Here is a 15,160-nt window from a genome sequence, read left to right as displayed (position 1 = left end):
ACCGGAACGGATGGAGTAACCGGAGCAACGGGAGCAACCGGAACGGATGGAGTAACCGGAGCAACGGGAGCAACCGGAACGGATGGAGTAACCGGGGCCACCGGGGCTACAGGAACCGACGGAGTAACCGGGGCCACAGGACCTACCGGAGTTTTTCTGGGGAACAATGCAAGATTTATACCAGGTGCAACTGCAACTGTACCCACTACTCTTCAAGCTATTCCACTTGCTACATCCTTTAATAACAGCAATGGTAGTATCCAGCTAGTCGGGACTAATACTATTTCTCTGACCCCCAACAGTGTTTATTATATTTCTATGGATATTAGACTTCTTATAAACCCAGGAACAGACAGAATAACAAATGCAGAATTAAACGGAACATTGAACGGTACTATCATGATGACAGAGCAATTTTCTGCCGCGGGAGTTACTGGGACTACTCAGAATGCTGTTACACTACAAGCAGCCGGCTTAGTACAAACTACTCCTGCAAACACAAATTTTCAAGTTGTCTTGCAAGTGGTTCCTGGAACAGCAGGAACGGTTTTAACAGTTACGCAAGCTCGATCCAATATTAGCGTTATCCAAGTTAGTTGATAATGCGGGAGAGAGCACAAAGAATCATTTGGATTTTGCGTCAATTAGGTGAATAGTGTAAAGTGCGATGTCCATAACACGGGTATCGCACTTTACTTTTTTCAGACCATTGAATAGTATAGGGATATGACACATAGAGGATAGAGTTGCCAGAGACAAATAATCCCCTATCGTGTTATAATTTTTTTCTGTTGTAAAAGCGCCAGAACTGCAAGGTGATGCAGTTGACGAGGTGGAGGATGATCGAGTGTTCGGCGGATGCCTCCCGGTAATGCGTCAGTGCCGTGGAATCGTAATACAAACCGATTGGGTGACTAATCGAGCAAAGATTACGATATGACGCAAATGCTCAAGCGGAGCATGAAGAAACGATACGGAGTTATAGCACTTGCACGTAACAGAACAATAGGAGGTTTTCATCTATGTGCGGAATTGTTGGGTATATTGGTGGGAAGCAGGCTCAGTCTATCTTATTGGAGGGGCTTAGCAAACTTGAGTACCGTGGATATGATTCTGCGGGTTTAGCGATCTATAACGGACAGCAACTTAATGTCGAGAAATCCAAAGGTCGCTTAAAGGATTTAGAAACAAAGTTAGAGACGAGTGGACTACAGGGTTCTTTAGGAATCGGACACACTCGCTGGGCAACTCATGGGAAACCATCGGATGAGAATTCCCACCCACATGTGGATCATGATGGGAAGTTCGCGATTGTTCACAACGGAATTATCGAGAACTACATCGAGCTAAAAGAAGAGCTTATCGCAAAGGGATATCAGTTTACTTCTCAAACAGATACAGAAGTTCTTGCTAAGCTATTGGCTGATCATTGGGACGGCGGACTACTAAGTACCGTTCAAAAAGTGGTAGCTCGTTTGCACGGAGCTTATGCCCTTGGTGTTATCAGCGAATACGAGCCTGATAAAATGATTGCGGTTCGTTATGCGAGTCCATTGGTAGTAGGAATCGGAGAAGGCGAAAACTTTATTGCTTCCGATATCCCAGCGATTTTAAAGCACACACGTAATGTATATATCATGGAAGATGGCGAGATGGCTGTTATCAATGAAGCAGGTGTGGAATTGATGACGATGGACGGAACCCCGATCAAACGTGAAAGCATGCGTGTAACGTGGGATATCGAAACGGCAGAAAAAGGTGGCTTTGACCACTTTATGATGAAAGAAATTTACGAGCAACCGAAAGCGATTCGTGATACGCTTGCAAGTCGCGTAAAAGGAAATACCATTGATCTTTCTCAGGAAATCGGGCTCACATTAGAACAGATCCAGAACATCGAGAAAATCCACTTTGTAGCTTGTGGAACAGCTTACCATGCTGGTTTAGTTGGTAAATATGTACTTGAAGATCTTGCTCGCATTCCGGTTGAGTGTGATGTAGCATCTGAATACCGTTACCGTAACCCAATTATCACGGACCGTACGTTAGTAGTTGTTGTTTCTCAGTCGGGAGAAACGGCTGATACACTAGCTGCATTACGTGAAGCGCAAAAACATGGTGCTCGTGTAGTTGCCATTACAAACGTTGTCGGCTCTAGCGTTGCACGTGAAGCAGACGATGTGATCACGACTTGGGCGGGTCCAGAGATTGCTGTAGCATCTACAAAGGCATACACTTCTCAGTTGATTGCCATTTATCTACTAGGCATCTATTTTGCACAAGTAAAAGGCTACAAGTCTGCTGAAGAGCTACAAGGAATCGTGACCGATCTTCTTACCCTTCCAGAAAAAGTAGAAGAGGTACTAAAGCAAGAGAAGACAGTCGAGGCATTTGCACGTAGCATTGCTAAGCACAACAACTTATTCTTCTTAGGTCGCGGTTTGGATTATGCAGTAGCGTTAGAAGGATCTTTGAAATTAAAAGAGATTTCTTATATCCATTCTGAGGCTTATGCAGCGGGTGAGTTGAAGCACGGTACACTAGCATTGATCGAAGATGATATTCCTGTTATCTCACTAGCGACGCAACAATCCGTGTTTGAAAAAACGGTTTCTAATATCCAAGAAGTAAAAGCACGCGGAGCTTATGTACTTGGTTTAGCGGTTGAAGGAGACACAGATTTAATCAAGTCCGTGGATGAAGTTATTACGATCCCACAAGTAAGTGATCTCTTTGCGCCAGTCTTAACCGTAGTTCCGTTGCAGCTTCTTGCTTACTATGCTTGTGTAGAGCGTGGATACGATGTTGATAAACCACGTAACCTTGCGAAGTCCGTAACAGTTGAATAATCACCTGAAATGTCGATCCCCTTTAGATATGATGTCTAGAGGGGATCTTTTTATAGCTAAAAGAAGAGTTTAATCTAGGAGGGATTTTTTGAGCGGAATCGTTAGAACTCCCGAGCCGCCTTACTATGCTGTGATTTTTTCTTCACAAAGAACAGAGGGCGATCATGGTTATCAAGTGATGGCATCTAAAATGGTGGAGTTAGCTTCTAAACAAAAGGGATTTTTAGGTGTCGAGGGTGTGAGAGATGGGGAATTAGGTATTACAGTATCTTATTGGGATTCATTGGAGTCCATCAAAGAATGGAAGGAGCATGTTGCACATCAGGTTGCACAAGATAAGGGAAAGGCAGAGTGGTATAGCGCTTTTTCACTTAGAGTGTGCAAAGTGGAGAGACAACGTTTTTTTGAAATGGTGAAATGATTCAATAATAGGCAAAGGAACTGATGTAAATGAAATCGATATCTATGACAGCAAGTAGATACTTAGGTTATATGGACCTTTCTGTAGAGAAGCCTAGCTATGAGTATCTCGCTCGTATTTGCCATGCTCATTTGAATACCTTTCCGTTTGAAAATATCAGTAAGCTTATTTCGTACCGAGAGCATGCAGGAAAGGAGTATGAAATCCCTTCATTTGAACAGTTTGTAGATGATTATAGCCGTTTTCATTATGGTGGAACTTGCTTTACTCAGAACTCCAATGTCATTCAATTATTAGCAGAGCTTGGTTTTCATTGCTATTGTGTCATGCTTGGACAAGACCATATGGGGATTATTGTCCTACTGGATGAGGAGAGAGTTTTTTTAGATTTTGGGGCAGCTGCACCTATATTTAAACCGATTCGCTATGAAAGACCCGGTGAAAACGGTAGCGAATTTGGTGATGATCAAGTTTATTTAGTACCTGTTTCCTTGGAAGAACACAAATACAAATTTGTTCGTTATACAGATGGTAAGCAAAGCGGTAAGGAATGGGAGTTTTTTGCTCATAAAAAATATCAACCCTCTGACTTTCTTCCTGTTTTGCAAAACTCTTACCAATTGAAATCCAATTTTATGTCAGCGTTAAGATGCCAGTTATGGCAAGCAGATCAGAATCGAAACCTATCGCTACTAAATAACAAATGTCGAATTCGCTATGTGGACCGCGGACCAGAAGAGATCTGCTTTTCTACAGTCCAAGAGATAGAGGAGTTAGTGGCTGAAGAGTTTAAGTTGCCTAAGTTACCTGTGAGAGAAGCAATAGATGTTTTATATGGGTTAGGTGTGGATATTTTTGAAAATGACAGATAATAAGTTTTATAAAATCAGGAAGAGTGTGGCTATGATAAAAGGTGCTATGATATGAAGATGAAGGTACAAGGCGAAAAAGTCTATATTAAATTAGTTGAGGAAGAAGATGTAGATGCATTATTGAAATTCGAAATAAAAAATAGAGATTTCTTCCAACCCTTTTTTAGGAGACAAGAGGATTTTGATTATACTCTTCAAGGGCAGTTGGAGATTGTAAAGAAAGCGATCGAAAATGTTCAAGCAGATCAGGGGTATTTTTTCTTGATTTATCTACAAGAATCAAACGAGTTGATTGGCAAAGTCATGTTGAATCGGATTATGAGATTACATTTACAAAGCTGTTGGATCGGTTACACGCTAGATCAGGATTATAATGGCAGAGGGTACATGTCCGAGGCGGTAAAGTTGGCAGTGGACTACGCCTTTCAAGAACTGAACCTTCATCGCGTTGAAGCGGCTGTTTTGCCTCATAATGTAGGATCTATTTCGGTGCTTTTAAAGAATGGATTTCATAAAGAGGGAATTGCGAGAAAGAACTTAAAAATCAATGGGAATTGGGAGGATCACCAAATATTAGCGATCATACATGAGTCATAGTTGGTATTCCTCTCACGCTAGCAAAGCTAGGGAGAGCATTCTATTTTTATGGATACATATAGGAGCTAAAGGAGTGAAATTTCTTGAGATCAGTATTAACATCATTCATTGCAGGTCTAATTATAGCGGTTGTCTGGGGATATTTTGTCGACTTACGAAATGGAAATATAACGGGATTTTTGATCAAAGTCATTGGTTTCCCTCTAGCTCTCGTTTTTTTCGACAGGATGCAAGTGTTTTTCAACAAGATGTGGAACTCTAAGAAGAAAGAATAGCTAGATGTCCGTGGTTAGCTGGAGTTCTCATACTAATAGTGGCTACATTTACAAAGAATCAGGTTAGACAAAAATAAATGTAAATAATAGAAAAAAGCGAGGCTTTCCATAGACTCCGCCTTCCAAGAATTGAATCTTCATCGTATGGAAGCGGCCATTTTGCCGCATATACTCAAAAATATCGAAAGACGTTATCCTTTCCAGCATGAGAGGATAACGTCTTTTTCCAATATTCTCCTTCCTATTGACACTCATAATTCACCGTGCTAATATTTATTTCTCGCAATTTAATTTTGTTAAATATAAATTACACGCCATATCAATGTATTTATAAAAAATTAATATAACAGCACGGGAAAGGGAGAGTATCAAATGAATAAAAAGATTATTGCTTCTAGTGTCCTTATCATATTAACGATAGTGATTGGCTATCAATTCTTTGAATTGGATATATTTAATAGGGTTACTGCAGAAGACCTACGCTTGAAAGGTAAAACGATCATGCTGGATCCAGGACATGGAGGAACAGAACAGGGTGCAAAAGGAATAAAGCATGGAACGATTGAAAAAGACCTTAATTTAAAGGTAGCGAAAAATATCAAAAAGGAGTTGGAAGAGAGAACAGATGCTAAAGTTATTATGACACGTGATACGGATACGAGTATCCTATCTGGAACAGATTTGAAAAAAGAACTTCAAGCTCGTGTGGATCTGGTAAAAAAGAATTCTGCAGACATATATGTGAGCATCCATCACGATGCTTTTCAGGACACCAAAGCAGAAGGAATTACGACTCATTATGCTCCTTCTCGGTCACAGGATAAAAAGTTAGCAAAAATCGTACAAGAGGCTATATTTGCTCAAAAGATTGATACTCGTAACCGAGGAGTCCGGGCAAGTGATTATCTTGTTCTCAAAGAAAATACGGTGCCAGCTATTTTAATTGAGTTAGGCTTTACGTCAAATGAAAATGATGAAGAACGGATGAACTCTGAAGAATTCCAAGACAAATCAAAGAAGGGTATTGCAGACGGTATTATTAACTTTCTTTCAAGAAGATAGAAATCTACTGCAGATCGAGGGAATCGATAATGAAGGTAAAGGGCTGGTGGGAGGAAGCAAACAGTTGCTATAGATAGGAAGTAACCAAGAATAATAAATGTAGCTATCATAGCGATTTCTGGTATCCATTCAAAGAAAGAAGCTACCTTCGTTAATGACTAGAAGGTAGCTTCTTTCTTTGGTCCTGATATTCATCATTTTTGAAAAGATATAGTTGCCGCACTAGGGTTGTTTTATTTTTCTTTGACCACGTACTACTTATAAATAGAATGAACTAGATCGAACAGTAGGTACAATAACCCCTTGATTTACCAGATTAAAATAAACTGATTCATACTAGAATTACCTAGATGTAACTGTTACACTAAACTTTGTGTTTTGTAACATTGAAATTATGAAGGAGCATAATCCCTTGATATTAAAGGGTTTATGCTCCTTGTTTATTATCTAAAAGTTGAATTTGACCACATTTTGACCACCTGTCGTTGAATTATCCTCCTCATCTGTCCTTTCTGGTGGAGATCCCATAATCAAATTGAAATTGTCAGCGAGGTTTTTTTGCATGTTAGGCAGGATATGTGAGTATGTACCTAACGTAGTTCCTATATGGGCATGGCCGAGTCTTTCGGACACTACTTTTGGATTTTCCCCCATTTGTAATAGAAGTGTCGCATGACTATGTCTTAGATCATGAAATCTGATTTTAGGAAGAAATGTATTGTTTATTATTGCATTAAAATCTGCGTTTATAGATGTGAGATATAGAGGGTTTCCTTCATTTGTTGCTACAACTAAATCGTTCTCTTTATATCCTGCTCCCATTTTTAGCTTATCTTGATTTTGCTGTGCTTTATGTCTCTTAAGGCAAGTTACAGCAAATTCTGGTAAGGAAATAATCCTTTTAGAGCGTGTAGTTTTTGGATCTTCAAAGCCTAGCTTGTAATCTACTAGAGTCAATGTTTTATTTATTGTTACTTCTCTTTGATCTAGGTCACAATCTTTCCACTTCAGAGCTAGTATTTCGCCCTTGCGCATTCCTGTATAGATTGCTAAAACATATACAACATATAATTTTCGTTCCTTTGCTATGGAAAGAAATTTGTTCATCTCGTCCCTAGTCCAGACGGTTGTTTCCGGTGGAGGGATGCGAGGCGATTTGATGAGTGATGCAATATCTTTTTCAATCATCCCCCACTCAAATGCTCTCTTAAGTGCCTTCTTCAAAATTGCATGCATGCTTTTGACGTATGTTGCCTTGAATCCTTGTTCGAGAGTCTCGGTATAAAATTTCTGGATTATCAATGGAGTGATTTTCTGGAGTTTTATCATTCCCAGTACTGGTATAATACGTTTTTTTAATATAATCATTTGCGTTTGAAAGCTGGATGGTCGTATTTCATGCTTCGAATGATTCTCCATGTACTCAATTAGATATTCCCCTAATGTTGTTTTACTTGGATGAACATATCCCCCATTTTCAAGCAAAGCAATCATCTTGGCACAGGCCAATTCAGCCTCCTTTTCTTTTTTAAATCCCCCTACGACTTTTTGAATCCTTTTTCCTTGTTCATCTTTACCTATATCAATTGTGAATGAATATGTGTTGCCTCGTTTGCGAATATATCCTCTCATGTCTATTTACCTCCATGGTGTTAATTATGTTAAGTGCTCCTGTTTAGACACACTAAACACTGTGTTGCTAAAAGTAAAGCTAATGATTGCCTTTAAATAAAGGAATCATCAGCTTTGTTTAAAATGAACCTATAGTTACAAAAGAAACAAGGTTGTAGAAGTCGTAAATACTATTGAAATAAATATCAGCATAAATCCGATTGCACCAAAGAACATGTATCGTGATCGTTTGATGTTTTTAACTGTAATCACTTTATTTAGAACTATTGTATTAATTATACAAATAAGGGCATCAAAAGCCTGAATTACGTGTGAAATATTACGAATGGAATAATGTCCCACAGGCTTTCCTTGGAATGGTTGAATTTGGGTAATTACATCTCTAGCGAGTGACTGTTTTTTCGCTCGGATAAATAGCCAGCTAAAAAAGAGCGAAGCAAATAGAAGGGTAGCGAAGACACTAGCTAGAGCAGTAGTAAGTTCCTTTATGATGAGAGCTCTTTCCCAACCTACAAAATGTGCAACACCTTTATAAAATGAATGTATCATATGTCATTTCTCCTTTTATGATTTTTTAGATTGGGATTCTAGCTCATACGATTCTCGATAACTAGCGTATGCTGCCTCAATGATGCGTAGTTTTTGCTCTTCTGGCAGACGCTTATTAGTTTGAATTTCTGACACGATTTTTTGTAGGTATGGATCTTTTGCTAATTTCTCGTCTAAGGATTCTTCTTTAAGTGCTTTCGGCTCATCAATAACACCGAAAAGATAGTCAAGAGATATGTTAAAAAGCCGAGCAATTCCCACTAAGGAAGAACTTTCGCGAGGCATTTTTCCCAGCTTCTCATATCCGTGGATCGTCTTCCGGCTCAAATTCAAGAGATCGCCTACTTGTTCTTGAGTAAAGCCGTTAATTAAACGGAGTTCTTTAAGACGTTGTCCAAAAATGTCCATCTTATTTCACCTTCTCTGTATCTGTGTCTCCGTTATGTTACAACAAAATGCTCCATATGGGAACTATAATATTGTAATTGGTTCTATTTACCTGTATATGGTTGATTGACGGTACATATGGAATAAGGAATAATAAAATAATCTCCAATAGGGAGACAGAAGGGGAATTAAATGGATAATATAGTAGACTTTTTAAAGTTCCATCGAAAAAAAGTGGGACTGACACAAAGGCAAGTAGCAAAGTTATTAGGAATTTCACGAGCTTTCTATTCGAATATCGAAGGAGGTAGGAGGAAAACACCGTATGAAAACATATATCAATTGGCAGAGATTTTAGAAGTGAACGTTGAGACCCTTTTACACTATTACGCTTTTAGATGGAGGGTCTGGAAAGGAGAAGAGGCATTATGACAAAGATTGAGGAGTATGATTTGATTTTACGAGCAAAAGATATCGCTACCATATTAAAAGTATCGAAACAGAGGGCATATGAAATGATGGAAGAAACGGGTTTTCCGCTGATTCGTAAAGGTCGTTTGAAGAGGGTACAAAGAGATTCATTTTTTCAGTGGTTGGATCAACAAGAAGAAATGTCTTCATAAGCTAAGAAAGACTTGCTTTCGTGTGAAAAGCCAGTATACCATGTGACTGCTTGGAGGTAATGATACATACCAGAAGAGCAACTATAACAAGGAAAGGAAGTAAAGCGATTGAAGAAAAAAGAACATAAAAAAACTCGCTTTTGCAGAAGCGAGCCTTTAAAACAACACTTTGGAAAAACAAAGATGTGACTAGAATACCAAAAAAACGTTCTTTAGACAACTGAATACAGAGGAGACATATTATGCTACTACCTACAGAAAAAACGCAGCCTAAACAGAGGTTGGAAGATTATTCTATTTTGTTATATGGCCAACCAAAGATTGGGAAGTCGACCTTTTGTAGTAGGATGGACAATCCCCTATTTTTGGCAACGGAACCTGGGCTTGAGGCCTTGTCCTGCTACGAAGTGAAAGTACCTGATTGGACAACGTTCGTGAAAGTGTGTGCCGAGCTTAGCAAGGGCAAACATCCCTATCGAACGATTGTAATCGATACAATCGACAACCTCTGGAAATGTTGTGCGGAATTCGTAAAGGAGAAGCACAACATTCAGCACGAGAGTGATCTTGCATATGGTAAGGGTTGGCAGTTAATAAAGGATGAATTTTTCCGGGCGATACGAAAACTTTCTTTACTCCCATACGGACTTGTTATGACTAGTCATGTCGATATGACGGAAATAAAAAACAAAATGTCGACAATCAATAAAGCAGTTCCTTCAATACCTAGATCGGGCAGGGATATAGTACTCGGAATGGTCGACATTATTATATATGCGGAAAGCGTTAGGACGAATGAGGGGTCTATAAGAGTGATTCGCACTCAGCCTGATGAAAGCTGGGAGGCTGGAGATCGAACAGAGCATGCATTCGGTCGAAAATTACCTTCTACTCTTCCGCTTAGTTTCAAGAAGTTTGAGCAAGCTTTTTACAACCAAACTGAGCCAGAAGAAACAGCAGGAGGGCCAGAAGATGTCGATAAACCTGCTTAGAGCAAACCTAGAGGCCCTAGAAGAAGAGATTCATCGAACTGGGGATGCATTAGTCCAATTTCAATATAACGAGCAAGAGTTGTACAGCCTTGTATCAAGAAAATTTACTGACATGAGATTCATGATTGATGAAGCAAGAAGAATGTTGGAAGGAGATACCAATGAGATATCGACCACGGAAACATACACCATACCGAAAGCGTTATGAGGATTCTTGGAATACTGATTCCGAACAAACACTAAAAGTTGGAAATACGTACTATAGCCTCATTGGAAGTGAATTCCATGCGACGGATCGATATGGAAGCCTTTTAGACAGAAATGGGAATTAATCTGATGCTAACAGATAGGGTGACTGAGTCGCCCTATCGACTATAAAACGCTCATTTTTAGTTTCGTTTTAGTGATGATTAACGGAACGCTATTCGGAACAGTAATTACCCTCTGTAATGCTAGTCGTATCAAAGGATTCAGCTTGTAACAAATCCTTTAACGGAACGCTTAACGGCGATTTATCGGAACGTTAACGGAACAAGAATAAGAATGTAAAGAATGTATAACAAGAAAAAATAATATAGTCGCAAACGAAACGTTTACGACGATGACAGATCTTGAATGGGATCATACGGTCTGGATGCTAAGAGGTGAACGAGTGAGTGGATTTGTTAAAATCTATCGTGATATTTTTCAACATGAGGTATTTAAAGACGAACTAGGCTTTCGTTTATTTACCCTGATGATTGGACGCTCTGTTTTCGTAGAAGAAGGCATCGATCACAAAGGCATACACTTGAAGCGTGGTCAATGGATTCGATCATATAGGCAATTAGCTAATGATCTAGAATTCAAGGAAAAACGAGGCTATATAAAGCCTTCTATCTCTACGGTAAAACGAGTCATAGACCGCCTAAGTAAGTCTGGTTTAATTACCATAAACGAAACGGATAACGGAACGGTATTTACTGTGATTCATTATGAGAAGTACCAAGGAGTTCAGGAAGATAGCGAAGCCCTTAACGGCGACGAACGGAATAAGACAAAGAAAAAGAAGAAAGTACAAAAAGAAAAAAAGAAGAACGTTTACGACGATGACTCCACATACATGAAAATGGCCCAGTATCTCAAAAAGCAAATCCTCGCTTGGAAGCCGAATGCGAGAGTTCCTGATGATCTAAACGGATGGGCGGACGAGTTTCGAAAGCTAGTAGAGCTTGATAAACGAACCAAGCAGGAGATACACGATGTGATTAACTTTGCGACAACAGATACCTTCTGGCAGGGAAATGTCCTGTCAGCTAGTACACTGCGAGCCAAATTTGATCAGCTACAGGATCGGATGAGTAAGAATCAAAAGCAAGGTCAAGTAATCCGCTTGGAAGACAAACGAGAACAACAACGGATTAAAAGCTTTGATCTACAGAAGGCAGTCGGGCAATTCGTATCAGCTGGATTTGATCCTGAAACAGACAGAGACCTACTGGAAAAATGGCTGAACGGAGGAATAGAGTTACATGACTTACACGAACATCGACTTTCGACAGGCGGAGGCTGAGAAGTCCATACTGGGTGCGATTTTGCTAGATGACAGAGTAATGGATGATCTGGCTATACAGCTAGAGCCGAGGGACTTTTCCATTCGGGCGCACCAGATTCTCTATACCGTCATGAAGCACATGCACGAGAGTGACCGAGCCATAGATTTGGTTACCCTTACAGATCGGCTACAGACATACGGAAAGCTGGATCAATCAGGTGGAGTAACGTATATGACGGAACTAGCATCCGTTGTACCTACTGCACAAAACGCTCGATATTATGCTGAAATTGTTCATAGGCATGCTCTGAAGAGAAGAATCATGGATCTAGGTGATCAGATAAAATCAATCGCAACTGAGGGAGAATTTTCCGAGGAAGAGGACATATTACAAGCCATTGAGAAACTTTCAGATTCGCTTAGACCAGCGGGGAATAACGAACTAGTCTCTATCGCAGACGCTCGCCAAGAATACTTTGACTATCTTGGCAAGAAAGACGACTTAATCCATACTGGATTTCCTAAATTTGATGAATGGATGGGTGGACTAGGGCGAGGCTGGCTATACATACTGGCCGCCCGTCCATCGGTCGGGAAAACAGCAAAAATGCTCCAGATGATTCAAGGTATCGCCACACAGGGCAAAGGACAGTGTCTAGTATGGTCGCAGGAGATGAAACGCCCACAGCTATTTAACCGGATGCTTGCGAGCCTGACAGGGATTAGTGCCAACCGACTCCGACTTAAGAATCTAACAGCAGGCGATATGAAGCACTTACAAGAAGGTTATGATGCGCTAGAAATGCTTCCAATCTCCATTGCCGACGCAAAAAATGTGACCATTGATGAGATACGAGCGGTGGCCAGACAGGAGAAGCGGAAGCACGGGCGAATCGGAGCCATTTTCGTGGATTACTTGGGTATTATGAATATCCAAACCAAGAAGGGCGAAACGAGGGCACAGGCGATAGGAGAGGTAACCAAAGCGGCAAAACGTCTAGCCATAGAGATCGATTGCCCAGTAATCTTGCTATGCCAGATGAGTCGAGAGGGTAAAAAAGCGATTAAACCATCGCTGGAGCATTTGCGAGAATCAGGCTCAATCGAGCAGGATGCGGATGTCGTCGAATTTCTCTGGGAAGATCCAGAGGATACCGATCCAGGTCGAGATCATATGGGAGCGAAAGTGATTCAATCGGTAATAAGTAAGGGTAGGGATGTTGGAGTAAATGAGTTTAGGTATGCGTTCAAAGGCTGGATTCAACGCTTCGACGAGCTATAGATTATGACCAATTTAGAATTACAACAGCGATATGAAGAGCTAGAGAACCGAATTCATAAGGGGGCCGATTACCTAGATAATCCATTTCTTTCTGAGGGAGAACGGCCGAAAGCTGAACAGTTATATGTTGAGCTTTGTGCGGAATATATACGAATACAAAAGAAGATGAAAGAACGAGGTATGTGGTGAGTGGAGGGATGGCATGTTACATTTCACGGTTAAGGGACGAGCTGTCCCTTACACAAGAATGACACGTCGGGGAAAATACGTGAGGACAGATGCTCAGAGATATCTAGCTTACCAAGAGGTTGTCCAGCTATATGCCAGACAAGCTATGGCGAAAGAGAGCTGGCAATGTATCCCGAAGAAAGTCCCGATTGAGTTCGGTTGCAAGGTCTATCTAAAAGGCGGTCTAGATGGTGATCTATCTAACTATGTAAAGGGAATCGAGGACGCACTCAATCGTCTTGTATACGAGGATGATCGATATATAGTGCGATACCTAAAGGAAACAGAAAAAGTATTTGTAGATCATAAAGATGAGGAACGAGTAGAGGTATGGGTTCAGATTTCTAGTTAGGTTGCAGGGTGGTGGAGGTGCAGAGGTGAGTGAGAAAACCAAGTTATCGGAAAGAAGTGGAGCGCAGACTTAGAAAGTATCCAATCCTGAAAGTGGCCGTGGAGGATCTAAAATACCAGTACCCTTCCTGCACCTCACATTATGGTGAACCGATGCATGGGGGTCAGAAAGAATACATATCAAGCACGGAAAAATATGCGGTGCAACGGGCAGAGAAAGAAATGGAGTTAAAGCGAATTGAGCAGGCTTTGAAAATATTAAATGAGGATGAGAGACAATTGGTTGAAGAGAGATACTTCACTCGTATGAGGAAGAACGATGAGATAGTGTGTGACAGGATTGGTTGGAGTAAGCGGAGTTATTATCGAGTTAAGAAAGAAGCAATCGATAAGGTAGCCTATACGTTGAATCTGATTTAATAAAGTAATGAAGGTAATTCCATATATGAGTCTAATATATAAACTATATTTTGCAGTATATAGATAAGCGATTGTAAGCTATAATTGCAGAATATATGTTTGTGTATTTCCAGAGGGGTTGATTTTAGCTGATGAAATGTAACTTTGATATAGTATCTTTGTTTGCTGGTGCTGGTGGTTTAGACATGGGATTTGAATCAGAAGGATTTAAAACAATTTGGGCTAACGATATTGACTCAGACGCTTGTGAAACTCATAGAAATTGGAGTAATGCTGAAGTTGTTTGTTCAGACATTAAGAAAACTGGATTGGAGAGTATTCCTGATTGTGATGTCGTTTTAGGCGGATTTCCCTGTCAAGGATTTAGTGCTTCAGGACCTCGGAAATTAGATGATAGCCGTAATACTTTGTATAGATATTTTGTCAATGTGGTACAAAAAAAGAAACCATTAGCTTTTGTAGGAGAGAATGTTAAAGGTCTACTAACATTAGGTAATGGCGTGATTATGGAGGCGATTATCAATGATTTTGAATCAAAAGGGTATAAACTATATTATCAGTTGCTAAATGCTGCAGACTATGGTGTTCCACAGGACAGACATCGGGTTATATTAGTTGGTTTGAGAAAAGATCTGGAGGCTGAGTTTATTTTTCCTCAACCAACAGGCTATGTTACATTAAAAGAAGCTCTAGCGGGAATACCTGAGCCAGATCCATCGGATGTATGTGAAGCACCATTCTCATCTCGATATATGAGTAGGAATCGAAAAAGAGATTGGATCGATAGATCATACACTATCCCTGCAATGGCAAAGCAAATTACATTGCATCCTTCGAGTCCTGATATGATAAAAATCGGTCAAGATGAATGGATGTTTGGAGAGGGAAAAACAAGGAGATTTAGCTGGCAAGAAGCAGCGGTTATTCAAACATTCCCTAGAGATATGAAATTTGTTGGGAATCTTGTTTCTAAGTACAGACAGATAGGAAATGCTGTACCACCAACTCTTGCTAAAGTGATAGCGAAACAGTTATATTCAACTTTGGAGGAAGCTATCAATATGAAGAAAAAGGTGGCGATCTAGT

General features: G+C 40.1%; 20 protein-coding genes. 17 read left to right on the top strand and 3 right to left on the bottom strand.

All coding sequences use genetic code 11. The features are described 5' to 3' along the window. From J2Z48_RS13240 to J2Z48_RS13210, 7 genes are all read left to right on the top strand, one after another. The coding region (locus J2Z48_RS13240; RefSeq protein ID WP_307254245.1) for a collagen-like protein at positions 1–600 on the top strand (600 nt) is incomplete at its 5' end. 422 nt (positions 601–1,022) lie between these two features. Further along, positions 1,023–2,849, top strand: a complete 1,827-nt coding sequence (gene glmS / locus J2Z48_RS13235) for a glutamine--fructose-6-phosphate transaminase (isomerizing) (RefSeq protein WP_307254244.1) — start codon at positions 1,023–1,025, stop codon at positions 2,847–2,849. Positions 2,850–2,937: 88 nt separating this feature from the next. Further along, complete coding sequence (locus J2Z48_RS13230) at positions 2,938–3,270, top strand: antibiotic biosynthesis monooxygenase family protein (protein ID WP_307254242.1); 333 nt, start codon at positions 2,938–2,940, stop codon at positions 3,268–3,270. A 29-nt stretch (positions 3,271–3,299) separates the two neighbouring features. Further along, positions 3,300–4,142 (top strand): arylamine N-acetyltransferase, encoded by an 843-nt coding sequence (locus J2Z48_RS13225; RefSeq protein ID WP_307254241.1) that lies wholly within the window; start codon positions 3,300–3,302, stop codon positions 4,140–4,142. A 51-nt stretch (positions 4,143–4,193) separates the two neighbouring features. Next, complete coding sequence (locus J2Z48_RS13220) at positions 4,194–4,739, top strand: GNAT family N-acetyltransferase (protein WP_307254240.1); 546 nt, start codon at positions 4,194–4,196, stop codon at positions 4,737–4,739. 83 nt (positions 4,740–4,822) lie between these two features. Next, on the top strand, positions 4,823–5,014 hold the full coding sequence (locus J2Z48_RS13215) for a hypothetical protein (RefSeq protein ID WP_307254239.1): 192 nt from the start codon (positions 4,823–4,825) through the stop codon (positions 5,012–5,014). Positions 5,015–5,386: 372 nt separating this feature from the next. After that, a complete protein-coding gene (locus tag J2Z48_RS13210; RefSeq protein WP_307254238.1) occupies positions 5,387–6,076 on the top strand; it encodes an N-acetylmuramoyl-L-alanine amidase family protein in 690 nt (229 codons plus the stop codon). Positions 6,077–6,523: 447 nt separating this feature from the next. Here J2Z48_RS13210 and J2Z48_RS13205 read toward each other — a convergent pair whose 3' ends face one another. The 3 genes from J2Z48_RS13205 to J2Z48_RS13195 all read right to left on the bottom strand — a co-directional run bounded on the left by J2Z48_RS13205 (position 6,524) and on the right by J2Z48_RS13195 (position 8,665). After that, positions 6,524–7,708, bottom strand: a complete 1,185-nt coding sequence (locus J2Z48_RS13205) for a site-specific integrase (RefSeq protein WP_307254237.1) — start codon at positions 7,706–7,708, stop codon at positions 6,524–6,526. 135 nt (positions 7,709–7,843) lie between these two features. Beyond that, positions 7,844–8,257, bottom strand: coding sequence for a hypothetical protein (locus J2Z48_RS13200; RefSeq protein WP_307254236.1), 414 nt, complete (start codon positions 8,255–8,257; stop codon positions 7,844–7,846). 15 nt (positions 8,258–8,272) lie between these two features. Then, positions 8,273–8,665: a helix-turn-helix domain-containing protein gene (locus tag J2Z48_RS13195; protein WP_307254234.1), complete on the bottom strand. Its 393-nt coding sequence runs from the start codon at positions 8,663–8,665 to the stop codon at positions 8,273–8,275. Positions 8,666–8,836: 171 nt separating this feature from the next. Here J2Z48_RS13195 and J2Z48_RS13190 point away from each other — a divergent pair, with 171 nt between their 5' ends. From J2Z48_RS13190 to J2Z48_RS13145, 10 genes are all read left to right on the top strand, one after another. Beyond that, positions 8,837–9,076: a helix-turn-helix domain-containing protein gene (locus tag J2Z48_RS13190; protein ID WP_307254233.1), complete on the top strand. Its 240-nt coding sequence runs from the start codon at positions 8,837–8,839 to the stop codon at positions 9,074–9,076. Beyond that, the gene (locus tag J2Z48_RS13185; protein ID WP_307254231.1) at positions 9,073–9,267 is read left to right on the top strand and encodes a helix-turn-helix domain-containing protein; all 195 of its coding nucleotides are present in this window, start codon (positions 9,073–9,075) and stop codon (positions 9,265–9,267) included. Before J2Z48_RS13190 ends, J2Z48_RS13185 begins: the two co-directional genes overlap by 4 nt. A 242-nt stretch (positions 9,268–9,509) precedes the next feature. Next, positions 9,510–10,259 carry an ATP-binding protein gene (locus J2Z48_RS13180; protein WP_307254230.1) on the top strand — a complete coding sequence of 250 codons (750 nt, stop codon included), beginning with the start codon at positions 9,510–9,512 and terminating at the stop codon, positions 10,257–10,259. After that, positions 10,240–10,467: a hypothetical protein gene (locus tag J2Z48_RS13175; RefSeq protein ID WP_307254229.1), complete on the top strand. Its 228-nt coding sequence runs from the start codon at positions 10,240–10,242 to the stop codon at positions 10,465–10,467. Before J2Z48_RS13180 ends, J2Z48_RS13175 begins: the two co-directional genes overlap by 20 nt. A 444-nt stretch (positions 10,468–10,911) precedes the next feature. Then, positions 10,912–11,811: a phage replication protein O gene (locus J2Z48_RS13170; RefSeq protein WP_307254228.1), complete on the top strand. Its 900-nt coding sequence runs from the start codon at positions 10,912–10,914 to the stop codon at positions 11,809–11,811. Continuing rightward, complete coding sequence (locus J2Z48_RS13165; protein WP_307254227.1) at positions 11,771–13,075, top strand: replicative DNA helicase; 1,305 nt, start codon at positions 11,771–11,773, stop codon at positions 13,073–13,075. Before J2Z48_RS13170 ends, J2Z48_RS13165 begins: the two co-directional genes overlap by 41 nt. Before the next feature lie 3 nt (positions 13,076–13,078). Further along, entirely contained in the window at positions 13,079–13,264 is a 186-nt protein-coding gene (locus J2Z48_RS13160; protein ID WP_307254226.1) for a hypothetical protein, read from the top strand. A gap of 13 nt (positions 13,265–13,277) precedes the next feature. Beyond that, a complete protein-coding gene (locus tag J2Z48_RS13155; protein ID WP_307254225.1) occupies positions 13,278–13,655 on the top strand; it encodes a RusA family crossover junction endodeoxyribonuclease in 378 nt (125 codons plus the stop codon). A gap of 29 nt (positions 13,656–13,684) precedes the next feature. Next, a complete protein-coding gene (locus J2Z48_RS13150; RefSeq protein WP_307254223.1) occupies positions 13,685–14,074 on the top strand; it encodes an ArpU family phage packaging/lysis transcriptional regulator in 390 nt (129 codons plus the stop codon). 131 nt (positions 14,075–14,205) lie between these two features. Next, a complete protein-coding gene (locus J2Z48_RS13145; RefSeq protein WP_307254221.1) occupies positions 14,206–15,159 on the top strand; it encodes a DNA cytosine methyltransferase in 954 nt (317 codons plus the stop codon). Position 15,160: the final 1 nt, after the last annotated feature.

It is taken from the genome of Croceifilum oryzae, assembly GCF_030814315.1.
Taxonomy (GTDB): domain Bacteria; phylum Bacillota; class Bacilli; order Thermoactinomycetales; family Thermoactinomycetaceae; genus Baia; species Baia oryzae.
This window is presented reverse-complemented; position numbering and strand designations above follow the sequence as displayed.

Coding starts and splice junctions, on each gene's coding strand:
- J2Z48_RS13210 (WP_307254238.1), top strand. CDS start 5,387: ATGAATAAAAAGATTATTGCTTCTAGTGTCCTTATCATATTAACGATA.
- J2Z48_RS13160 (WP_307254226.1), top strand. CDS start 13,079: ATGACCAATTTAGAATTACAACAGCGATATGAAGAGCTAGAGAACCGA.
- J2Z48_RS13225 (WP_307254241.1), top strand. CDS start 3,300: ATGAAATCGATATCTATGACAGCAAGTAGATACTTAGGTTATATGGAC.
- J2Z48_RS13180 (WP_307254230.1), top strand. CDS start 9,510: ATGCTACTACCTACAGAAAAAACGCAGCCTAAACAGAGGTTGGAAGAT.
- glmS (WP_307254244.1), top strand. CDS start 1,023: ATGTGCGGAATTGTTGGGTATATTGGTGGGAAGCAGGCTCAGTCTATC.
- J2Z48_RS13165 (WP_307254227.1), top strand. CDS start 11,771: ATGACTTACACGAACATCGACTTTCGACAGGCGGAGGCTGAGAAGTCC.
- J2Z48_RS13175 (WP_307254229.1), top strand. CDS start 10,240: ATGTCGATAAACCTGCTTAGAGCAAACCTAGAGGCCCTAGAAGAAGAG.
- J2Z48_RS13190 (WP_307254233.1), top strand. CDS start 8,837: ATGGATAATATAGTAGACTTTTTAAAGTTCCATCGAAAAAAAGTGGGA.
- J2Z48_RS13155 (WP_307254225.1), top strand. CDS start 13,278: ATGTTACATTTCACGGTTAAGGGACGAGCTGTCCCTTACACAAGAATG.
- J2Z48_RS13145 (WP_307254221.1), top strand. CDS start 14,206: ATGAAATGTAACTTTGATATAGTATCTTTGTTTGCTGGTGCTGGTGGT.
- J2Z48_RS13220 (WP_307254240.1), top strand. CDS start 4,194: ATGAAGATGAAGGTACAAGGCGAAAAAGTCTATATTAAATTAGTTGAG.
- J2Z48_RS13200 (WP_307254236.1), bottom strand. CDS start 8,257: ATGATACATTCATTTTATAAAGGTGTTGCACATTTTGTAGGTTGGGAA.
- J2Z48_RS13195 (WP_307254234.1), bottom strand. CDS start 8,665: ATGGACATTTTTGGACAACGTCTTAAAGAACTCCGTTTAATTAACGGC.
- J2Z48_RS13205 (WP_307254237.1), bottom strand. CDS start 7,708: ATGAGAGGATATATTCGCAAACGAGGCAACACATATTCATTCACAATT.
- J2Z48_RS13185 (WP_307254231.1), top strand. CDS start 9,073: ATGACAAAGATTGAGGAGTATGATTTGATTTTACGAGCAAAAGATATC.